We start from the raw sequence: 20,573 nt of genomic DNA on the forward strand, positions 1-20,573 counted from the left end.
TTCAATCCTCATTAAAAGCTATCTGTGTGCGTGTTGGCATTGCCGTTCCGGCCTGCTCATCCTTGCGATGCGCGAGACAATAAAGAATCGGTAATACCAGCAACGTCAGCATCGTTGATGACAGGATACCCCCAATGACTACGGTGGCGAGGGGACGCTGAACCTCGGCGCCGGTGCCGGTGGCAATAGCCATCGGTATAAAGCCAAACGACGCCACCAATGCCGTCATCAATACAGGACGCAATCGTGTCAGAGCGCCCTGTACAATTGCCTTATCCAACGACATGCCTTCCTCGCGCAGACTGCGGATAAAGGCAATCATCACCAGACCATTCAGCACAGCGACCCCAGACAAGGCAATAAATCCCACTGCCGCTGAAATCGACATCGGAATATCGCGCAACCAGAGGGCCACCAAACCACCGGTTAAGGCAAACGGAATGCCACTGAAAACCAACAGCCCGTCCTTGGCATTTCCAAACATCATGAACAACAGGGTAAAAACCAATATCAAGGATATTGGCACCACAAGTTCCAGGCGCTGTGTGGCCGATTGCAGTTGCTCGAACTGACCACCCCAAGTAGTCCAGTAACCGGGCGGTATCTTGATTTGTTGATTGAGGTGTCCCTGTGCATCGGCTACGAACGAGCCGATGTCACGGCCACGCACGTTGGCGCTGACCAAGATCCGACGCTTGCCGTTTTCACGGCTGATCTGATTGGGTCCTGGCGCTAACTCTAGTTTGGCAACTTCGGCCAGTGGAATATAAGTCGTTCGTCCGTCAATGCCTTGACCGAGTGGCAACGCAATCGGCAAACGCTTAATAGCTTCAATATCACTACGTAAATGCTCTGGTAGGCGAACAATGATGTCGAAACGGCGGTCGCCTTGAAACACCATACCGGACTCTTTTCCGCCAATCGCAATAGCCACGACATCCTGCACATCCCCCACATTCAAGCCATAGCGTGAAGTTTTGTCCCGGTCAATGTTAACCGTCAACACGGGCAGGCCCGTCGTTTGCTCGACTTTCACCTCGGATGCGCCAGGAATGTTGGTCATGACCGATGCAATTTTTGTGGCTGTGTCATTCAACACCTTCATATCATCCCCAAACACCTTGACCGCAACATCGCTACGCACGCCTGAAATCAGCTCGTTTACGCGCAGTTGAATGGGCTGAGAAAATTCGTACAGATTACCAGGGTGTTTTTTGACTTCCGACTGTATTGCCGCTAGCAGTTCGACCCTTGATTTTCTGGGTTCGGGCCACTGCTCTTCAGGCTTGAGCATGATATAACCATCCGAGATATTCGGTGGCATCGGGTCGGAAGCGATCTCGGCTGTGCCGGTTCGCGAAAACACACGCTCGATTTCCGGGAACTGCTGCATCAGGGTTTCTTCAATATGCTGCTGCATGGCGACGGATTGCGACAGACTGGTGCCGGGCGTGCGTGCCACGCCAATCGAGAAATCACCTTCATTCAAGCTAGGTACAAATTCACTACCCATCCGTGTACCTAAAAGGCCAGACAAAATCACCGCAACAATCGCAAAAGTTAAAACCACGGGTTTGTTGGCCATCACCTTATCCAGAGCGGGTTCATAACAGCGTTTGGCTGTTTGCATGAGTACATTTTCTTTTTCGGTGACTTTATCGCCGATGAAAAGCGCCACTGCGGCCGGAATAAACGTTATCGACAGTATCATGGCGCCGACCAACGCAATCACCACCGTGAAAGCCATCGGATGGAACATCTTGCCTTCCACGCCTGTCAGCGCAAAAATCGGCAAATACACCACAATGATGATCAATTGGCCGAACAATAACGCTCGACGGGATTCTTTGGAGGCTACAAATACCTCATGAAAGCGTTCTTGCCGGGTCAATACGCGACCACGTTCTGCCTGGGCATGGGCAAGCCGCCGCGCACAGTTCTCGACAATGACGACAGCACCATCAATGATGATCCCAAAGTCGAGCGCCCCCAGACTCATCAAGTTGGCGCTCACCTGATAGGTCACCATGCCAGTAAATGTGAATAGCATGGACAACGGAATGACCATGGCCGTGATGATGGCCGCACGGATGTTGCCAAGGAACATGAACAGAATCGTGATGACCAGAATAGCGCCTTCAATTAAGTTCTTTTTGACCGTGTCGATGGCTTTATCGACCAATACCGTCCGGTCATAGACAGTCACGGCCTGCACCCCTTCGGGCAGCGTACGGTTGATTTCTGCCATTTTTTTATCCACCGCTTGCGAGACGGCTCGACTGTTCTGACCAATCAACATAAAGACTGTACCCAGCACTACCTCTCGGCCATTTTCGGTGGCGGCGCCGGTGCGCAATTCTCGGCCAATCTTGACTTCGCCAACATCGCGAATACGGATAGGCACGCCCTGTACATTACCGAGAATGATGTTACCTATATCTTCCGTCGAACCAACTTGACCCGGCGCACGGATCAAATACTGTTCGCCGTGCTTCTCAATGTAACCAGCGCCGACATTGTTGTTGTTGCGATCTAAGGCAGTCACGATGTCCTGTAAAGCCAGACCGTAGGATGCGAGTTTTTCCGGAATCGGTGCCACTTGATATTGTTTGGCGTAGCCGCCAATGGAATTGATTTCGGTGACACCCGGTACATTGCGCAATTGCGGCTTGATGATCCAATCCTGGATTTCACGCAAATCAGTTGCGTTATACGTTGTGCCGTCTGGCTTTCTGGCATTGTCTTTGGCCTCGACAGTCCACAGGTAAATCTCCCCTAAACCCGTGGCAATAGGTCCCATCGCCGGTATAACGCCGGGAGGCAGTCTATCCTTGGCTTGCTGGATGCGCTGATTGACCAGTTGCCTTGCGAAATAGATGTCGGTACCGTCTTTGAAAATTACCGTGATCTGAGACAGGCCATAGCGCGATAAAGATCGCGTCTGCTCCAAATTAGGCAGGCCTGCCATGACCGTCTCCATGGGATAGGTAATGCGCTGTTCGGTTTCCAATGGTGAATAACCGGGCGCCGTCGTATTAATCTGTACCTGAACATTGGTAATGTCCGGCACAGCATCAATGGGGAGTTTTTGAAAGTTGTAGACACCCAGCGCGGCCATACCAAATATGCACAGCATGATCAGCCAGCGATGGTCTATGGCGATACGAATGATACGTTCAAACATGTCAATTTCTCCGTATCAATCCGAATCTTCAGCGTTCTTTTTACTGAGCTCTGCCTTGACGATGAAACTGCCATTGACAGCGTACTCCATACCCGGTTTGAGTCCAGAAACAATCTGGGTAACTTTGCCATCGGTTAATCCGGTGGTAACCGGTTCGGCAATAAAACCACCGGGGACACGAACAAGAATCGTTGACTTGTCGTTAACCGTTTGGATCGCCTCGGCCGATACAGCGACCGGCACTTCGGTTTCTTTGGCTACCAAGTCAACCGTGATGAACAAGCCCGGTCTCCAGGCCATATCAGGATTAGCCAGTGTTACGCGTGCCGTGGCGGTTCGGGTTTGTTCGCCCATCAGTGAGCCGACGTAGGACACGGTACCGGAGGCGGTAGAGTCGAGCGCAGTTGCTTTGATCGAGACCTTGGCGCCGACCCGAACCAGATTGAGATCGTTTGCGGATACGATGATGTCGGCCCAAACGGTCGATAAGTCAGAAATGGTAAAGATGCTGGTATCTTCCTTGACGGCTTCGCCCAAAGCGACATGCTTCTCAACGACCATACCATCGAACGGCGCACGAATTTCGTAGCGGTTGAGCGCACCGGTGTTAGCTGATACCGTCGGATTTGCGCCAAGTGCTATCAATTTCTGCTGGGCATTTTGAACGGCGATTTCCACTTCCCGCATCGCCTGCTGGGCTTGCAGGTAATCCTGCTCCGCAGAGATTTTAGCTTCCCACAAGTGCTTTTCACGAGCAAAGGTGTTACGGACTAATTCCAACCGTTTTTGTGCCGACAATAACTCACTGCGCTGTTCGGACAGCGCGGTACTGGCAATCACCGCGATAACCTGCCCCTTTTTGACTTGTTGCCCCAAGTTGGCGGAAACCTGCTCGACCACCCCGGCAAGGCGCGGGACGACATGCGATGTCTTGTCTTCATTGAAGCGAATTTCACCAGGAAGGGTTGTCAGGCTTTTGATATGGGCTGCGTCTGCGGTCTGAATTGAAATACCTGTTTCGGTGATTTGCTGATCAGTCAGTGCTACAAATTCGCCTTCGTGCAACACCTCCCCACCATCCGAATCTTGAGTTTGCTTTGTTTCATCGGAAAGCTCACGATTATCATCGCCTTGGGGCATCTGTGCGTTAACTTCCGCGTGGCTTTCTTCGACCTGTTCGTCAGCTTCCGTTTTCGTCTTATCAATGCCCAGAATGAGTATGCTGAGCACTACCCCCAGGAGAATGATGGAAGCAATAGCGATAAGTTGTTTCTTGGTGATGTTATTCATGGGGATACCTCTGGCTGGCTATTCGCCAACGTCTCGTTCATGCCGCTGCCGACTAGGCGTTCCACGTTGGCTACGGACTTGTGATATTCGGCCAAGGCCAGTAAATACTGATTTTTAGCGCCAAACAGCGTGCGTTGCGCATCAAGCACGTCCAGAAATCCGAACTTACCCAAACGATAACCTTCATAAGCGGCGTCATAAGCACTTTGGGCACCGGGCAAAATGTCTTGCCGCAAGGTCATGACTTCGGAGTGGGCGGCACTCAAGGCCTGATAGGCAGTGCTCAATGCCGTGGCTATGCGGATCTCGGCACTCCGAAGCTCCTCTTCCGCTTTGGTCAAACGATGCTCAGCTTCTTGAATACGGCCTTGATTGCGGTCAAATATCGGCAATGGCACCGAAAAACCAACGACTAAGGCGTAGTCATTCGGCATCAGATATTTACTGGCACCGACGGTTGCGGTGACATCTGGAATGGCTTTGGATTTTTCCATCGTGATGAGCGCCTGACGTTGGGTGATTTCGGTGGCCCAACGGGCTAAATCGGGATTTTTGGAGAGGCGTTGCACCAATGCGTCCTGAGAAGCTGGCACTTGTATGCGTTCCAAATTACCGCTCACCGCCTCAAAACGCGGTGTCGTACTGCCCCAGCCAGCGGCTAAACGTTTGCGGGCAGCTTCCAGTTCTTTCTGGGCACGCATTAGCTCAATTTGCACCGAAGCGCGAGCAAGTTTGGCCTTGGTTTCTTCAACGGGCGATACCTTGCCTGCCTGCACTCGCGCAGAGGTCGTTACAGTCGTCTGATTGGCCAATTCATGAATTTGCTGTGTTAGCGCCAAGCGCTGTTGAGCTGCCAGCACATCAACAAAGGTCTGAGTAACTTGCGTGAGCACATCGGCCCGCTTGGTTTCGTAATCCCAATCGGCTAATTGTTTGGTTAGCGATGCGGCTTCCATGCGGGCGGTCCGTTTACCGCCCAATTCGATCAATTGGCTAAGTTCTAAGGTGACGACATCGCCATCGAAGCCCTTGATGACTTGATTACCAAAGTTCGCCGCATTGGCATTGAAGGTGGGATTTGGGAACAACCCGGCTTGGAGGGTGGCTGCTTCCTGTGCGCGACTCTCCCAGGAAAAAGCGGAGAGTTCGGGGTTTTGGGTTAGCGCTAAAGCCAAGACTTGAGACAAAACCAGGGAGCCGACCGGTTCCTCAATGGTTTGCCCACTGGAACCGTTTACACCATGATCGCCTGATTGTGCCGGCAATAGCGTGTTGTCTGCCGGACTCGCATCGACTGAGCCGGCAGTGATAATTAAACACAGTGCAACGCCAAGTGGCCGCACATAATTTGAGAACATGGAAAATTTCTCCGTAGCATAGAAGTAACGTCAGCACAGACACAGGTGATCCTGAGCCTTTGGCTGGTGAGTTGCGGCTAGGAGAGGTGGCTAAATCAATAAAACGGTGCTGCGCAGGGCGAGCAGTCGGGAATCGGTAAACGGTGGGTCGAAAAATGCAGGCTGCCGAATAACGACTTTGGCATAAAGGACTAGAAGTGAGATCAGGAAAAATACCGGCAAAAGCCCAATATCAATCGCTATTTTTGACAAATTTGTCAATTGTAGAGGGATGTGATCATCGCCATCGATAGGGATGTCAGTGCAGGGCGACGGGCAGGGATCACCGTCATCGCTAGTAAAAGCATTGGTCTCATCGTTGAAACGAGTGGCAGCATTGACACGAGCGAATTGGTCGTTGCCAGTCTTCTCTACAGCGACATGGCCATCAGCCCCAAAACACAGCACAAAGGACGATACATCTCGATGGCCCAAGCCAAAATGACCGAGCACTGCGAGTATCAGCACAATAGAGAGCCAAGTTTTAGATTGTCGCAAAGCATTCATATTTCAAAGCTACACCAAATGAACCTAAATGACAATAACTTCACTAATTTTTAGTACTTCTTGATTTTGAAACCTAACAGGATGTTGAGGAACAGTCTGTAGATTCACTCTAAGCCAGAAATTTTCTGAGGCGTTGCAAAAACTGAGGAACTCACCACTGGGCTAATCATCCCGCAATAGGTGCTATCAGGAGATATGTTGTTCAAAATCCGCATAGCTTCTTCACTGGCTTCAATTGGAGCTAAATGCGCATAAATTTTGGTGGTCGTAATCGACACATGTCCCTACAATTTCGAAACCTTTGCCAAACTCATGCCCTTTTGAACCAAACGGCTGGCGAAGACAGGATGGAAGTCAACCGGAATTATGAGCGAACCTATTGCGCTCCCATTCAAATAAAGGCCGTTCATCCCACAGAACTCCATCAAGCATTCGTCCCAAAGGTTCCGGGTTAAAGCCTGCAAATTGCTTGAACACGAATTTAACACCCGCTGATAGACACTGATCTCGAATCTCCCGAACCCAGTCAATTTCCATTTTCCGCCAGCCATCACCCGATTCACCTCCAACAATTGTCCAGTCAATCCCGGTCAGATCAAGCGTTCCGACTGGGCCAACTAGAGGTTCGAACATGACGAACTTAATCCTTGCCGGTGTTTGTTGGAGATGTTCAATCCGATAAACGCAATCTTCCCGTTCCACCGATACGCCAAGCCAGATATTTTCCGAATAATTTAACGATGTAACGGTCTCCAGCATTCGGTCAGATCGTTTTGTTAACACCTGAAAGGTGTGCTGCGGGCAGTCATTCATGACCTTGTATAGCTTTTGGATGAATTCCAGCGGCACATCCTTATGGAAGGTATCAGCCATGCTGTTAACAAAATAAGTCTGTGGCGTTTTTCGTTTTAATGGAACCCTCAACTCCCTTTCATGGCAAACCACCTTATGAAATCCAGCTTGGTATTTCGAGGTACCTTTTTTTAGATGCCATTCTGTCATTCTTTCAGCATAGCAATGCTTGCAGCCAGCTGAAATCTTTGTGCATCCACTGATGGAGTCCCATTCTTGACCAAGTATGTCTACAGCCATTAAAAAAATCGTCAAATTTGAAAAGAAACACTCCCAATTTAGCAGATCACAGGTAATTCAAAATCCTTACCGCCTCTTCACTGGCTTCATTTGGAGCTAAATGCGCATAAATTTCGGTGGTCGTAATCGACGCATGACCTAACAATTTCGAAACCTTGGCTAAGCTCACACCGTTTTGTACCAAACGACTTGCGAAGGTATGTCGTAACGTATGGATCGTAACCTTACCGCCCTTCTCGGTCACGACCCCAGCTTCATTTAGACCAGCTCGTTCCATTGCTTTTTTGATCCCTTGATAGACATAACCGCGAGGATCGCCGTTTTTACCTTCGAACACGTACCTGGATTTATCCGTTCGGTTTTCATTCCGCCGCAGCATGACATCAATCAAGCGGCTGGTCATATAAAAGGTGTCGGCTGAATCCACCTTGCTTCGGTAGATGCGAATGATGCCAGATTCCATGTCAACGGAACTCCAAGGCAATTTAGCCATTTCGTCGTAACGCATGCCAGTATCCAGCAAAGCCACGACTAAATCGTAGTTATCCTGCATCTGACGCCGATTTTTCGGGGTTCGTTCTAAAGGTGCGACCATGCCTTTATCGTGACGGTTTGGATCAAGTTCAGTCAACAAGCGTCGCTCTTCTTCGCTGGTCAGGAAACGCAACCGACCTTTTTTGGTTTTCAGGTCTTTGGTTGCCCAGTTGATTTCGGTATTGACCTTGTAGCCTAACTCGCCAGCCAGTTGGATCGTGCTGCGCAAGGCTTGCAGTTCGTGTTTAATTGTCCAGTGTCCTACCTGTTCGGCTTTCCTGACTGACACCAAGGCTTTAACATGTTTGTTGGTGATTTCATGGAGCTTCATGTCAGGCTTGCCAATGGCGGCAACGCTGATTTTTTCGCCGGTTTTTGCATCCAATTTGAATCCCAGCAACTTGTTGGAATAGGTCAGTACGTTTTTAAAATTGGATGTGCCTACTCGGGATTGTTTGAACTGCTCCAATGCAGCTGACAATTTAATGGATGGCGCTTCACCCAATAGCTGTTCAGCAATGGCTTCTTCCCGTTTTTTGGCTTCAACCTTTGCCGCCAATGTCTTTTTTGGGGTGCCAGTCGAACCGAAGTATTTTTTGCCTTTGAACTGGAAGAGATAGTACCAATTCTGCGTGTTTGGGCGTTTTATGAGGCTCATATTCAAGGGTCCCGGTGGAAATGGTTTTTAACTCCGATCTGTGGAGTACCATCCCGGCAATCACCTTGAAAGACAACTATTTAATCCAAGATCGACTCGTCCGAATAATAATGTCACGCTCAGGCAACGGCACTTCAGCAAGCGCCATGGTTATACAGGTCACCAAATGACTTCTGATGTTGGCAACCGTGGGCTCAATACCACTCCTCCGAAGCTTTAAAGACATCTGTATAAATTCTTCGGTGGTAATCGTTGAAAAATCTACCCGGTTTAAAAATTTATAAGCAGGTGTGATGGCGTTAGCTAGGTCGCTTAATAACATGTCTTCCGTCCTATGGATTTGATGGCGTAGGTATTTATGCCTGAATCCATCAAGCCCAGCTTTTCGAAACCTATTCGTAACGATCCGGCCTCGCCAATCTCAGGACGATCTTCCGTTCCGGTTGCGGCAATTCATCCAACGGCGTCATATAGCAACGCAATAGATAACGCTTTATGTTGTTCGGCGTGGGTTTAATGCGTTTTTTCTCAAGCCTGCGTTCAATAACGCTGTTTTCCTCGCTATTGCTGACAAATTGAACATCTTTCAGCAACCGACGAATCGCTTGGTTCGGGTTGGCAATTTCCTTTAATAACATCTTCTTGATCCATTTTTAGCGCTAGTGCCTGTATTTATGGCATTTCTAGCTAACGCCGTTGCCCATTCGGGTTTGATTGGGGATGGTTCCCCTCAACAAATACAGACGGGGAACAACCATGAACTACAACGAAGTTAGCGACACCGACAAAACCAATCTGGTCGACATCATTCTGGAAACCAGCACCACGCCACTCGATTTTGATCTCTTCGCAGAATTGATCGGCACGCTCAGCGAAGACATTCCCGGATTGGAGCTGCTTTCCGAAACCGGCCTTGCCAATTTAATCGCCGACTGCTGGCAAATTTATTTAAGTCAATCCGTTGCCCCTTGAAGCGGACTGACGGGAAGCTACCCCTGAACTGAATATAACAACCCTTTTTGGAGAACCTAATGAGCACTAACGACAAAACCACAGCCAAAACCGAAGTCGCGCCAAAAGCCAACGCTATTGCGCCAACGGACAAAAAAGATTTGTCACCGGTAAATCCCAATACCAAGGCAGTAACGGCTGTTCAACAACCAGCCGAGACAAACGACGAAAAAACCGATGCCAAACAAGCAACACCCGAGGCAGACACCAACACCGATGCCCCCAAAAAACCAACCAAAGCCGATAACGCCAAGGTGATTTACGACCAAATGGTTGCTGATCCCAAAAACACCAAATCAGCCATCATCGCGAAAATGAAGAAAGAAGCCGGTTTAACCACAGCTGGCGCAAATACCTACTTCTATAAATTCCAACGGGAAAGCGGCAAAACCGCTGAAAAACAACCCAGCAAAATGGATAAGGCCAAAGTGATCTACGAACAGCTGACCACTGAAGGCAAAGGTCGCAAGGAAATCATTGATGCCTTCATAAAAGAAGTAGGCCTAACGAAAGCCGGTGCACCAACCTACTACCAAACGATCAAAAAAGCACACGAAGAAAGCGACAAACCGGCAGAGTAGCCAACTTCGTTGGCGGGAATTCAATCAAGGTTCGCCAAGTAAACCAGGCGAACCTTGATCGCATCCCGATTGTTCAGTGAATCCCCGGCGTTTAAACTTGAATTTAAGGGTTAGAACGCTGTTGGTAGCGATTGCAGAGGGTATACCCCGAGCGCATACTTTAACCACGCTACGCTTATTACCGACAATCCCACCTAATGAATCCATCAACAACGCCCACTGCTTTGGAATAAAGCTTGGCTTTGACGACAGATACAACAGAAGAATTCAATATTCGCAAGGCCTCCGGGGCTTCAGCAGGGATGAATCTTGGAGATCTTAAGCCTTCATGCGATGAACAAGTTTCAGGCAACCAACGTTGAATATAAGTGCTCACCTTTGCCAGTCCAGCTTCATTAACCTGCTCGGCAGCTGGTGATCGAGCTCGACGAACTAAGTAATCAATATGCTTAAGCGAATGCAAAGCACCAACTAAAACCAAAATAGGCTTGTCTTTTGGCAAGTCGTTCAATCGCTTTGCCATCCAATCATCACGATCAAATGGCGTATCAATGCCCGTATCGATAGCCACCACGGAAACACAACCACTGCTTTTGTCCAACTCAACCAAATCGTTAATCATTTGCCGAAAAGCAGGATGGTCTATCGCTGCCGGTATTTTGATGTCGTTTACAGAAGAAACGCCAGAACGCACCCCGTCAATTAGAGGCTGTTGACGATCATCAATTTCCAATGCCACCGTCAAACACTGTCGAGCAGAAAGGGACGCATCGACCAACGAGCGAATCAATTCCATCGATTCCGGGTTTTGATGCGTCTCGCCAATAAACACAACGGAACCGGGGATTAAACGGGATAGAACAGGTTTAAACGCATCTGGTACGGCCCACACAGGGTATACCCCGAAAACCAACATCAACGGCAAACACACCCGATAAACAAATACATTTTTAAAGTTGCGTTTCAGGATAAGCATTAGCGGAACCAATAGTTCTGATCGTTTTTAAGCGTTATTAAACCGATTTGGCCTGCTGGAGATGATAAATCCCCTCGCCGATAAAAAACCATCGTTTAAACGATAGAACTAACCAAACACAGGCTTTTACAGTTGGCCCGTTGATTGGTTCGGGCGATTGATTGGATGGTGGCGCTTTCAATCAACGGAGTTTAGACCATGAAAGCACTGTTCACCTTAGGTCAAGTTTGCGCCACACCGGGCGCCATTGAGTTGCTAGATCAACTAGGTTTGCCATTCAACAATCTGCTGATTCGACACGCTACCGGCGATTGGGGCGACTTGTGCCTATCCGACAAAAAAGCCAATCAAGACGCTTTAACCAGTGGCGCTCGGATATTTAGCAGCTATAAACTCAACGACCACGGCAAAATCTGGATCATTACCGAAGCCGACCGAAGCGTGACGACATTGCTACTACCGGAGGAGTATTGAACAAATAACCCTAGCGGATTCTAGGTCACTCGCGGTTAATTTATAATTAACTGCGAGACAGCCAGAGCAGCTTACCTAGACCTATGGTTCCAAGCTATTCTGTCGAATCACGCTCCTTTCGAGCGACGAGCTTACAGATGAATTTCATGAACCCTTTCGGTATGCCATTTGGATAGCATTGCCCGCTATCGACATCCTTCATCGTTACATTCATATAGCGACGAATGGTTCTAGCCGAAATTGGCGTCCCTTTACTTGTGGTGTAACCGGCAGTGATGTCATCAATGCTGATGTCGTATTCCGCCATGACAAACTTGAGGTCTTCGCCTAAAGCTATAGATTTTGATCGTTGACTGTTGTCGTCCGCGATTGCTTTTTCATTTTTAATGTCCATTCAGATGATCTCCATAATTGAAAGAATTGAAAGCCAGTCCAATGACCGACAGGAATCAATATAAGGGTTTGAATCGAAACTTCAATTCAGTCCAGGTTAACAGTAAGCTGATACCATGAGCCGAGAATAGAGCATCAGCCGCAATCAGCAATCACAAATCATCTGGGGCGCACTGGACAACAACTATCTTTTGTATATCCATGACAGCATTATTTAAACGCCAGAATTGATTTCCCAAGATGCATCTGAGACCCCAAATTGAAGGCGACTTATAAAATGTGATTTATTTCAAATTATTTTGAATCAAATACGCCATTAACGGGCTGGAATACCAATCCAGATGCCATCGAACGATGAAATCCGTAGAAGCAGCATCAAACTTTTACACTAAATCAAAAAAAATCTTTAGTGTAAAAGTTAAAAATCCCCCTGGAACTCTCCGAACAATCAACCCATGAAAACCGTTTTTCCAATTCAACAATAAATTACTGCTTATTTTTCCGATTCTTCCTATATATTTAAAAATCCCCCCGTCACCGCCGAAAACCTCCACACCCACGACCCCATGTGGAACTTTCGGAAAAATACCTCTATATTGAGGTTTTGTTCCAAAACTTCCCCACCGAGGTATTCAGACCGGAGTTCAGTTGAATTTACCCCATGAACAGAGGGGGTAAACGCCAGCCAAGGGTCTCACCGATAACGGTTTTAGTCCCACCCAAATCAAAATTAACCGGGTACTCCCGGTTCGTCCGTCTCCACGGGTGTATCGATGTATTGTTCGGGTTTTACCGTTTTAACCACGGTCTCGAACCACGACTGTTCACTTTTCGTCCAGGGATTTTTCGAATCGTATACTTTCATGTCCCTCCGAATAACCGCCTCCGACTTACCCTTGGATTTCAGGTTCCCGATGGTTTTGAGCCGTCTTTCACGTTGCCTAAATACTTTGTCATTCATGACACCGCCTTCGGAACGCACATTCGCCAGTAAATCGTCGATAACCTGTTCGACCTCCGCGACTTCATGTTGCGAGAGATACTTTCTGACCGTTGACCACCGGAGCTTCAACTTGATCTCTTTTTTAGTGGCTCCACTTTCGACCAATCGCTTGGCACGGCCAATTAAATCTTGATAGTCCCTCGGGATGTCTTCGGGAATTGACTGACCGGATTCGATTTTGGTTAACCATTCGCCAATTTCTTCCTTGGTCAAATGGCAGGGGGTCCACCAGGATTCAACCGCTTCGATGGACATGGCCGCTAACTCCTTGGCAATGGTCGACAATTCATCCTCATCGACTAATTCCTCCAAGACCACCATCTTAACCACCCGTCCGTCGCCTTTCGGCCTTCTTAAAATTCGGCCAATGTTTTGGGTCAGAGTGTTGGCGCGATCTTCTAATATGGTAGCTTTAATGACGTCAGGATCGTCGCAGACATGAACGGAAACGGGTTTATAGACCCCTGCGTTTATGTCAACCAGCGGATAATTGGCAAAATCGATGCCTCTTCCCAGCGACCCGAACGAATAGGTTTGCAACACTTTATGCTGCCCGTATTCATCTTGATCGGACGTCAACATGGTTTTGCTTTTGCTGAATCCGAGCCTGACCGGAATCTCGGTTTTGCTTAAGGCCTCGAAATCCCTCAACGCATCGTTATAGGTTTCTCTGAAGCGGAACATTTTGTTGAATCGCCAATGGCCGTCGATCATCACTTTCAGCGGCAAGTGTGTGCGGGTGCCGACCACAATGATCTTGTCCATTTTCCTATCGTCTTTCGGTGGGATGTCGAATCGCTTCAGTCCCGGAAGCATGTCGGCCAAAAATTGCTGATTTAATGGCGTTAATGTCGCGGTCAGTCCGGTGACCGATTTTGCTTTTGCCATCCAGCGTATCGGCCTGCGATCTATGGTTGTTACGGTCATTACGTTGCAAACGCGGCTTGGAAATCGAAGCTTGCGACGCTCATCTTCCGGGACAGAAGATAAAGTCAAACGCGCATTGATGCCAAACCGATTGACAACCTCTTCGCGAGTAATTTCTTCGCCGTTGTAAACGATCACTGAACGATATACGGTAGGCAGGTAGCCAGCGTTCATGTGGTCTTCAAAAATAGCCTTAAAATCCGCCATCGGGTCTTCGCCGGGTTGTTCAAACAATACCGGGCCGGGCTCGTAGTATTGTCTCAACATGGTGATTTCGTTATTGCCAACGCGAATTTTGCCGACGGTTCGGCTATCAATATCGATATGCTCCAACCGTTCCAATCCAATGCCTTCCATGAATTCGCCAACAGGTATGTAGCCTAAATTTCGATACTGATCGACATCGATTTTATAGCCGTCATATTGTCGCATCGTGCAGTTTGCGCAATTATTGAACCCATGAAACATGCCGCATTTCATCAGCTGGTCGTTTTTGATTTTTCCGGCTTTGTCATATCGCCGCCAACGACTGCCCAACGGAAGATTGCTGACTTGGCTTTCAACAAAAGCATCCACTTCATCGATCAAGACATGGGTATCTTGATCGATGAACTTCAAAAACGCATAGTAATAATTGGAAAATCGACGCCTGGAGACATAGGTAAAATGCGTGATGGCGACACGGGTAGCCGACCTCACCGTGTCAATCGATTTAGCTCTGCCAAGCCTAATATCCCCTGTAGCCTCAATCAGATCGATACCTAGTTCATTGATATTGTCGGTCTCGAGTAGGCGGCCAAAACGCTCGGCTATTTGGAGCATCTGGTCTTTGCTGGAGCAGATCACGGCGAATTTGTCTTGATTGCCGCTCTCTTTATCCAAAAATGGCAGGATGTGGGTTACGACAGTATGGGTTTTACCACTACCGGTAGACGCCATGATTAGTTTGTATCGCGACTCATCCTGAAGCGCTTCGGCAATTTCTTTGGCTTCCTCGGCGACGACTAAGTTTTTAGGGTTAACGACGACGTCCCGTTGAAGGGTTAGTTGATCATTTATGCGATATTGCCATGCCTTCCGCGTCGATGTGCAGCTTTGATGGTAGCAAGAAGTAATCAATCTTCCGTCCCACATTAAGATCGACATGTTTTGGTCGTTTTTTTGGTTGCTATGCTGCTGGTGGGCGACACACAATCCTTTTAGCATCGGTCCTTGTGGGGTTGATTTCAATTCCAATTCGCCGCCAACCGATACATATTCAGGGTCGGCATTGGCAATTTGCTGAAATTCCATCAGGAGTCTTCGTTTAAAAACATCGTTTTGGGTCTCGCCATCCGCTGGTTCCTCGCGCTCGGTATCCTGTTCCGGTATGCGCCACGCAAGATATTCAGTCAAAGCTTGAGGAATGGCGGTTAATTTCCCTTTAAAAGTGTATTTCTCACCCGTATGGTGCAAACCAGCCAGTTGCACAACTTTCTTCCCGTACAGGATTTCAAAGCCGTTGTCCTTTAGAAACTGGCCGCCAGTTGTTTTAAGTTGATCGCCGCTGTATTTGAACAGCAGCGTGCCGCGAACTTCACCCATTCTGACATCGTCAGGTTCCCAATCGCCATGCCAACAAACCATGCCAGTTTTGCCGATCAGCTCGAACAATCGGGTATCTTTAGCTTTTTCCGGGTTGTCGATGTCAATCCCGACCAAATTGAATTCCGGGCCGGTATAGGCGCCGAATCCCACAAAACCGAACCAATCAGCTTGATCGAGCGGAGTTTCTCGCCAATAAGCGACAGTTTCAGGCGCAAAAGTATCTTTTACGCTAGCTTTTTCATACCCTTTGCCATGTTTACCTTTTGGCACAACCACCAATCCTTTGGCTTGAGCTTTTTCCGCCGCCAACACCAGTTTGGATTTGCCGGTCTCCTTCGCCTTTTTCCCCTCCGTGATTTCATCGAGAAGGGCTTGCGCTTCCTGGATGTAAAAGTCAAAGTCCAGGTCTTCAGGAACGGAATAATCAGTAAGGCGATTGGCTACGATGCTGCTTTCTGAATTGGAGACGCGGCTCCATTTTAAAGTCCCGTTGGTATTTTTGACGCATTTTTCAATCGGATGGCCATTAATCGATTTATACCATCGGTTGGATTTCTGGACGGTTTTATCACCATGTCGAATCGCTATTGTTTTTTTATCCCGAACGCTTCCGCTGTAAAGGTATTCCAACACGCTTTGGCCGTTTCGAATGAAACCTTCCACGCCTTCGCCGCTACTGATAGCGTGAAGCACGGCGTCGGTGACAATCGACGGGCGAGTACGTTTCCCCGGCGCAAAACGGCCTTTTTTGTGATACCAACCTTGATCGGGGTGGTAAAGCGCGTAATCATTGATCGCGGTAGCCACATATTTGGTCGAGGTTTTGGATTCCAGAAGAAACCCGGTGTCTTGCATCCATTGATTAGCAACCGTTTGAGCTTCCTCAGGACGGTCTCCGGCGTTGATGTAGACGCCATCGGTGTTGCCGGAAATCACTTCAAATCCGGCCTCATGGAATCGCTCCATCAGCATGATCAAAAACAATTGCCCGTTGATTGTGACCTGCAATTGCAAGGCGTCGTCACGGTTAAACGAAAATTGATCCGCCAGTTTTCCAAATAACGAATTAATGATGATCTTGTAGACGTCCGCCTTTCCCTTGTCTCCGCTATGCTTCGCGGCTAAGCGGTCATCGGTCAGTCCATTCAAAATGGCAATCCAGGCTTCGGTCAAGCCAGCTGGGGATCGATTGAATTTTCGCAGAAGATTGGGATAGTAGGACGCGACATCGAATTCCATGATGGCCGCCGACTCAATCGCGCAATGTCCGATAATGGTATGGGCTCCGCCGCTGCCTAATTTAATGGAATGGTCGCCCACCTTGAAAATAAACGGATCGCTCATGTTCTTGCCAACCCAATCCTGGGCCTCAAACATCGGCAATTTCCGGAGCCGTTGCAAATATTGCTGGTTGTGAACGCTGGAGAATTTGATTGCCGAATCGATACGGGTAACAGGGTCGAAGGCAAACCTTTCAGGCTTTTTTATTTGAAATGATGTGAGTCCGGTTCGTTTGAAGAATTGGTGTTTCATAACCGCTTCAGCAATCGAAGCGTTCGATCGCCGAAGCGCAGATTGCTTTAGGAACGGATATTCCGCATTCACGTCCCGGCGTACCTGTATTTCTTTATCCAGATCGAAATACAGCGCTTCTGTGGCGTCAACGTCGTTTTGGCAGTACTCATCGACGACTGCGATCTGCTCGTCAGTCAAAATGCTGCCAGGTGGATAGGGCAAATCCTGAACATTCAATAAGCCCAATCTGATTTCGTGGGATTTCAAGCTGCCAGCTAGTAGCCTACCACCAAGAATCTGCATCAGGTCTATGCAAACCCAATTGGAATCGGCATACCGCAGCTTTTGGACTTCCTGCTTCTCGGTTTCGTGGGTGTTGATCAGTTTGGTAGTCCAATTCCACAAGTCTTCCGTTGATGAGGGTGTTGTAGTCAAAATGACCTTTAACAACGCATCGTCGAACTCGAAATTGTTGTAGCCAACCAAGGTCAAGTCAGGCTGATCTAAAAACGCTCTAAGCGCATCCAGCTCGGAAACGGTAAACGTTTTGTAGACACCGTCCAGTCCAGCAGCAATCGGTTTAAAAACGGCCAGGAAGTAATTTGGGAACACTTCCAAATCATAGACGTAGGTCGACGAATTAAGCCCCGCCGTAGGCTTTTCATAAATACTCATGCTAAGTTCCATTTTGCAAAACTCGCTGGTTGCAGCCAGCGAGGGTCCATTTTTTAATCGGTTGTCAATTCACCCTCGAACAATCGATCTACTTCCGTTAGTTTTCTCAACAGTGCTTGTAGCCGCACCGCTTTTTTATCGCTAAGGCCATAGCGTTGATCGACGACGGAGTAAATCTCCCCGATTTTTTCCCGAATTGCTTCGAGCTCCTGTTTGATGAGCAATTTTTCGTCATGCTCCAGACGGCGTAGTCGTGGCATCCTTGCCATATTCACCTCCATGCTGATTGGTTTGCCTACTATTTATGGTTCAAAAATCCAAATGTTTGATTTTTTGGCCAAAACGTTAACTTAAGGTCAGTCTCGAAGAATTCAAGAGGACTTTGTTGATTTTGTAAGTGCGAATTGTTGCTCTCGACGTCAATCCAATCTGTGCTGGTTTCAAGTCGTTGCGAAGGAATGAATTTACGTTTTAATAGATAAATAATCACGATTAAATGCACCACACCGGTGAGTCTAAACACGCGCCATTGCTCTTGGGTGATTGCGTTTTGGCTGCCGATGGTCAATGCTTTTATGACACCCAACTGACCGCTGCCGGGCAAAGCAGCATCCAGTCGGTCAGCAATTGCTTGCCGACACCGAGCAAAATATTGACCGATACTCGGCGATAAGCTCACGATTTGCGGCGGCGGTTTGTCGCGCACATAACCTGTCGCACCGATATGGTTGGCAAATAACCACGCTTCGAAATCAAAGCCGCCGGGGTTGAGGCGGCCGTGCGGCCTGCGCAACTTTACCCGAAACTCCCAGCCCTGCCCCGCAGCCAAGTTGAGCTTTGGGTAATACCAGCTCAGACGAATTTTATCCGGAAAGTTGCCGGATGGCGCCGTGACAATAAAATCAAAATTGGTGCGCTGCTCTTGTTGTTGCGGCAGACTGGCGATATAGCCTTGAATTTTCACTTCCTGGTTTTGATAGGTATCGGGGAGTTGTTGGGACAGCCGCCAGCCACCCAATAGACTCGCCCACAGCACCCCAGCCAGCAGCGCGAAAAATCGCCAATGGTGCCGATAAATCAACAACAAGCCGCTAACCACCAAACCGATAAACTCGAACAGACTAGGCAAGCGGCTGAACTGTTGGACAGCAACAATTCCGGCCAGAAATAGCAAACTGCTCAGATTCATCGCCTCTCCGACCTACATTTATCCTGTATAAAACGCCTCATATATCTACCAATCAAACTCCGCCGCCCTGCGTATTTCACGCAGTCTAGCCGATTTTTTAAACTTGTCTGGGCGCAACGGCTGTCATGGGCTGGTTGTTGTTGCATTAATCCTGCAAAATAGTCGGTAGCCGTGCCTGGCAAATGCTGTTTTTTAAATTTATAGCGTCTAAGGCTGCTGAAGGCGGGCTGTCGCTAAATCTCCCACTGTTTACCCCATGCAAGAAACCCATTACCCGCTGATTGTCCGCCCACGCTTTATCCTGAATGCCCGCAAATGGTGGCGCTTGTGCCATGTTTATCTGGCACTGAGTTTGGGACTCATCTTCGCGCTGATCGGCTTGACCGGCAGTTTGAGTATTTACCGAGAAGAATTGGATAGCTTGCTCAATCCGCAATTGCGCGTCGATACCCCTCAATCAACGGCTTTATCGCTGGACAAAATCGTCGCTGCGGTACGTGCGGCCCATCCTGATCGGCACGGTGCCTGGACCTTGGAAATGCCGCGAGCGCCGGACGGCATGATCACCGCCTGGTTTGAAAAGCCCAAGGAAAGCGTAGACGCCTTTTATGCGCCTCTGATGGTCTCGGTCAATCCTTACACCGGCCGGGTTGTCGACAGCCGCTTATGGGGCAAAACCCTGACGACCTGGCTGTTGGATTTACATACCCAACTGCAATTGGACGGCTTTGGCCGAAATGCGTTGGCGGTCTTGGGCGGCTTATTAATGTTGTCGGTAATCAGCGGTTTGTACCTGTGGTGGCCGGGCTGGCACAAGTTATTGCACGCCTTTTCGCTGCGCCACGATGCCGGCTTGATGCGGCTAGTGTTTGATTTGCACCGACTGCTGGGCTTAGCCAGTTCCGGCTTTTTAATCATGCTGGCCTTCACTGGTTTTCATCTGGCCTACCCTAGCCTGCTGGAAAACTTGACCGCCGCGTCCGGCATGGGACATGGTGACGCCGGCCCCAATGTGCGCAGCAGCGCCATACCCAATGACAGGCCGACCAGTCTGTCGGAAGCAACCCTCGTGGCCCGCGGACCGTTTCCCAGCTCGGAAGTCCGGCGCATTACCACCCCGGTTGGCGAGTTGGGCACATATCGGATCAATTTGCGCCAACTTAACGAGATCAATCAACACCATCCGTTCACTACCGTCTGGGTGGACCGCTGGAGCGGACAAATTCGCGATGTGCAGAACCCCAGCCAATTCTCAACCGGACAAACGTTTACCACCTGGCTTTGGCCGCTCCATACCGGCGAAGCCTTGGGCCCAAACGGCCGCTTGCTGTGGTTTTTTGTGGGATTGACGCCGACATTCCTGTTTTTGAGCGGCTTATTACACTGGTTACACCGACATGGCTGGGTCGCGGATCGAGAAGTCAACCTGAAACAGGCGACAGACGCTGCGACAACTGCTTGCATGACGACATTAAAACGCGCCGCCAAGGCAATTTTTACGGTCATGATCCCCGCTGCTAACCGTTTATTGCAAAAAATCTACAGCCGAATCAGGCGGATAAAAAGATTAAAGTAGTTGT

The 20,573-nt window shown here is 48.8% G+C and carries 17 protein-coding genes; 4 read left to right on the forward strand and 13 right to left on the reverse strand.

The genetic code is table 11. From position 1 onward, the window contains the following. Position 1 precedes the first annotated feature (1 nt). From ACMXD4_RS13345 to ACMXD4_RS13380, 8 genes are all read right to left on the reverse strand, one after another. Complete coding sequence (locus ACMXD4_RS13345; RefSeq protein ID WP_415878396.1) at positions 2-3,184, reverse strand: CusA/CzcA family heavy metal efflux RND transporter; 3,183 nt, start codon at positions 3,182-3,184, stop codon at positions 2-4. A 15-nt stretch (positions 3,185-3,199) separates the two neighbouring features. Next, on the reverse strand, positions 3,200-4,474 hold the full coding sequence (locus ACMXD4_RS13350; protein WP_415878397.1) for an efflux RND transporter periplasmic adaptor subunit: 1,275 nt from the start codon (positions 4,472-4,474) through the stop codon (positions 3,200-3,202). Further along, positions 4,471-5,832 (reverse strand): TolC family protein, encoded by a 1,362-nt coding sequence (locus ACMXD4_RS13355; RefSeq protein WP_415878398.1) that lies wholly within the window; start codon positions 5,830-5,832, stop codon positions 4,471-4,473. Before ACMXD4_RS13355 ends, ACMXD4_RS13350 begins: the two co-directional genes overlap by 4 nt. Before the next feature lie 90 nt (positions 5,833-5,922). After that, positions 5,923-6,378 carry a hypothetical protein gene (locus ACMXD4_RS13360; RefSeq protein ID WP_415878399.1) on the reverse strand — a complete coding sequence of 152 codons (456 nt, stop codon included), beginning with the start codon at positions 6,376-6,378 and terminating at the stop codon, positions 5,923-5,925. Between the two features lie 354 nt (positions 6,379-6,732). Continuing rightward, on the reverse strand, positions 6,733-7,470 hold the full coding sequence (locus ACMXD4_RS13365; protein WP_415878400.1) for a DUF5131 family protein: 738 nt from the start codon (positions 7,468-7,470) through the stop codon (positions 6,733-6,735). Positions 7,471-7,516: 46 nt separating this feature from the next. Next, the gene (locus ACMXD4_RS13370; protein ID WP_415878401.1) at positions 7,517-8,662 is read right to left on the reverse strand and encodes a tyrosine-type recombinase/integrase; all 1,146 of its coding nucleotides are present in this window, start codon (positions 8,660-8,662) and stop codon (positions 7,517-7,519) included. 76 nt (positions 8,663-8,738) lie between these two features. Then, entirely contained in the window at positions 8,739-8,984 is a 246-nt protein-coding gene (locus ACMXD4_RS13375) for a hypothetical protein (RefSeq protein ID WP_415878402.1), read from the reverse strand. A gap of 70 nt (positions 8,985-9,054) precedes the next feature. Beyond that, positions 9,055-9,300 (reverse strand): hypothetical protein, encoded by a 246-nt coding sequence (locus tag ACMXD4_RS13380; RefSeq protein ID WP_415878403.1) that lies wholly within the window; start codon positions 9,298-9,300, stop codon positions 9,055-9,057. A 118-nt stretch (positions 9,301-9,418) separates the two neighbouring features. On the opposite strand from ACMXD4_RS13380, the gene ACMXD4_RS13385 reads away from it, so the two are divergent. Then, positions 9,419-9,634, forward strand: coding sequence for a hypothetical protein (locus tag ACMXD4_RS13385; RefSeq protein WP_415878404.1), 216 nt, complete (start codon positions 9,419-9,421; stop codon positions 9,632-9,634). A 59-nt stretch (positions 9,635-9,693) separates the two neighbouring features. After that, the gene (locus tag ACMXD4_RS13390; protein ID WP_415878405.1) at positions 9,694-10,254 is read left to right on the forward strand and encodes a hypothetical protein; all 561 of its coding nucleotides are present in this window, start codon (positions 9,694-9,696) and stop codon (positions 10,252-10,254) included. A 178-nt stretch (positions 10,255-10,432) separates the two neighbouring features. On the opposite strand, the gene ACMXD4_RS13395 is transcribed toward ACMXD4_RS13390, so the two are convergent. Beyond that, entirely contained in the window at positions 10,433-11,230 is a 798-nt protein-coding gene (locus ACMXD4_RS13395; RefSeq protein ID WP_415878406.1) for a hypothetical protein, read from the reverse strand. Positions 11,231-11,428: 198 nt separating this feature from the next. On the opposite strand from ACMXD4_RS13395, the gene ACMXD4_RS13400 reads away from it, so the two are divergent. Further along, complete coding sequence (locus ACMXD4_RS13400; RefSeq protein ID WP_415878407.1) at positions 11,429-11,704, forward strand: hypothetical protein; 276 nt, start codon at positions 11,429-11,431, stop codon at positions 11,702-11,704. Between the two features lie 94 nt (positions 11,705-11,798). Here ACMXD4_RS13400 and ACMXD4_RS13405 read toward each other — a convergent pair whose 3' ends face one another. From ACMXD4_RS13405 to ACMXD4_RS13420, 4 genes are all read right to left on the reverse strand, one after another. Continuing rightward, a complete protein-coding gene (locus tag ACMXD4_RS13405) occupies positions 11,799-12,098 on the reverse strand; it encodes a hypothetical protein (RefSeq protein ID WP_415878408.1) in 300 nt (99 codons plus the stop codon). A 729-nt stretch (positions 12,099-12,827) separates the two neighbouring features. After that, positions 12,828-17,432 carry a DEAD/DEAH box helicase family protein gene (locus ACMXD4_RS13410; RefSeq protein ID WP_415878409.1) on the reverse strand — a complete coding sequence of 1,535 codons (4,605 nt, stop codon included), beginning with the start codon at positions 17,430-17,432 and terminating at the stop codon, positions 12,828-12,830. A gap of 425 nt (positions 17,433-17,857) precedes the next feature. Then, positions 17,858-18,073 carry a hypothetical protein gene (locus ACMXD4_RS13415; RefSeq protein ID WP_415878410.1) on the reverse strand — a complete coding sequence of 72 codons (216 nt, stop codon included), beginning with the start codon at positions 18,071-18,073 and terminating at the stop codon, positions 17,858-17,860. Between the two features lie 29 nt (positions 18,074-18,102). Then, a complete protein-coding gene (locus tag ACMXD4_RS13420) occupies positions 18,103-18,993 on the reverse strand; it encodes a DUF4131 domain-containing protein (RefSeq protein WP_415878411.1) in 891 nt (296 codons plus the stop codon). Positions 18,994-19,249: 256 nt separating this feature from the next. On the opposite strand from ACMXD4_RS13420, the gene ACMXD4_RS13425 reads away from it, so the two are divergent. After that, positions 19,250-20,569, forward strand: a complete 1,320-nt coding sequence (locus ACMXD4_RS13425) for a PepSY-associated TM helix domain-containing protein (protein WP_415878412.1) — start codon at positions 19,250-19,252, stop codon at positions 20,567-20,569. The last annotated feature ends 4 nt before the right edge of the window (positions 20,570-20,573 follow it).

The sequence above is a fragment of the Methylomonas sp. TEB genome (genome assembly GCF_047777895.1).
Taxonomy (GTDB): Bacteria; Pseudomonadota; Gammaproteobacteria; order Methylococcales; family Methylomonadaceae; genus Methylomonas.

Excerpts from the sequence above, each read along its gene's own strand:
- ACMXD4_RS13355 (WP_415878398.1), bottom strand. The coding sequence starts at position 5,832 with ATGTTCTCAAATTATGTGCGGCCACTTGGCGTTGCACTGTGTTTAATT.
- ACMXD4_RS13420 (WP_415878411.1), bottom strand. The coding sequence starts at position 18,993 with ATGAATCTGAGCAGTTTGCTATTTCTGGCCGGAATTGTTGCTGTCCAA.
- ACMXD4_RS13410 (WP_415878409.1), bottom strand. The coding sequence starts at position 17,432 with ATGCAGATTCTTGGTGGTAGGCTACTAGCTGGCAGCTTGAAATCCCAC.
- ACMXD4_RS13395 (WP_415878406.1), bottom strand. The coding sequence starts at position 11,230 with ATGCTTATCCTGAAACGCAACTTTAAAAATGTATTTGTTTATCGGGTG.
- ACMXD4_RS13390 (WP_415878405.1), top strand. The coding sequence starts at position 9,694 with ATGAGCACTAACGACAAAACCACAGCCAAAACCGAAGTCGCGCCAAAA.
- ACMXD4_RS13375 (WP_415878402.1), bottom strand. The coding sequence starts at position 8,984 with ATGTTATTAAGCGACCTAGCTAACGCCATCACACCTGCTTATAAATTT.
- ACMXD4_RS13425 (WP_415878412.1), top strand. The coding sequence starts at position 19,250 with ATGCAAGAAACCCATTACCCGCTGATTGTCCGCCCACGCTTTATCCTG.
- ACMXD4_RS13405 (WP_415878408.1), bottom strand. The coding sequence starts at position 12,098 with ATGGACATTAAAAATGAAAAAGCAATCGCGGACGACAACAGTCAACGA.
- ACMXD4_RS13365 (WP_415878400.1), bottom strand. The coding sequence starts at position 7,470 with ATGGCTGTAGACATACTTGGTCAAGAATGGGACTCCATCAGTGGATGC.
- ACMXD4_RS13385 (WP_415878404.1), top strand. The coding sequence starts at position 9,419 with ATGAACTACAACGAAGTTAGCGACACCGACAAAACCAATCTGGTCGAC.
- ACMXD4_RS13370 (WP_415878401.1), bottom strand. The coding sequence starts at position 8,662 with ATGAGCCTCATAAAACGCCCAAACACGCAGAATTGGTACTATCTCTTC.
- ACMXD4_RS13400 (WP_415878407.1), top strand. The coding sequence starts at position 11,429 with ATGAAAGCACTGTTCACCTTAGGTCAAGTTTGCGCCACACCGGGCGCC.
- ACMXD4_RS13350 (WP_415878397.1), bottom strand. The coding sequence starts at position 4,474 with ATGAATAACATCACCAAGAAACAACTTATCGCTATTGCTTCCATCATT.
- ACMXD4_RS13415 (WP_415878410.1), bottom strand. The coding sequence starts at position 18,073 with ATGGCAAGGATGCCACGACTACGCCGTCTGGAGCATGACGAAAAATTG.
- ACMXD4_RS13345 (WP_415878396.1), bottom strand. The coding sequence starts at position 3,184 with ATGTTTGAACGTATCATTCGTATCGCCATAGACCATCGCTGGCTGATC.
- ACMXD4_RS13380 (WP_415878403.1), bottom strand. The coding sequence starts at position 9,300 with ATGTTATTAAAGGAAATTGCCAACCCGAACCAAGCGATTCGTCGGTTG.
- ACMXD4_RS13360 (WP_415878399.1), bottom strand. The coding sequence starts at position 6,378 with ATGAATGCTTTGCGACAATCTAAAACTTGGCTCTCTATTGTGCTGATA.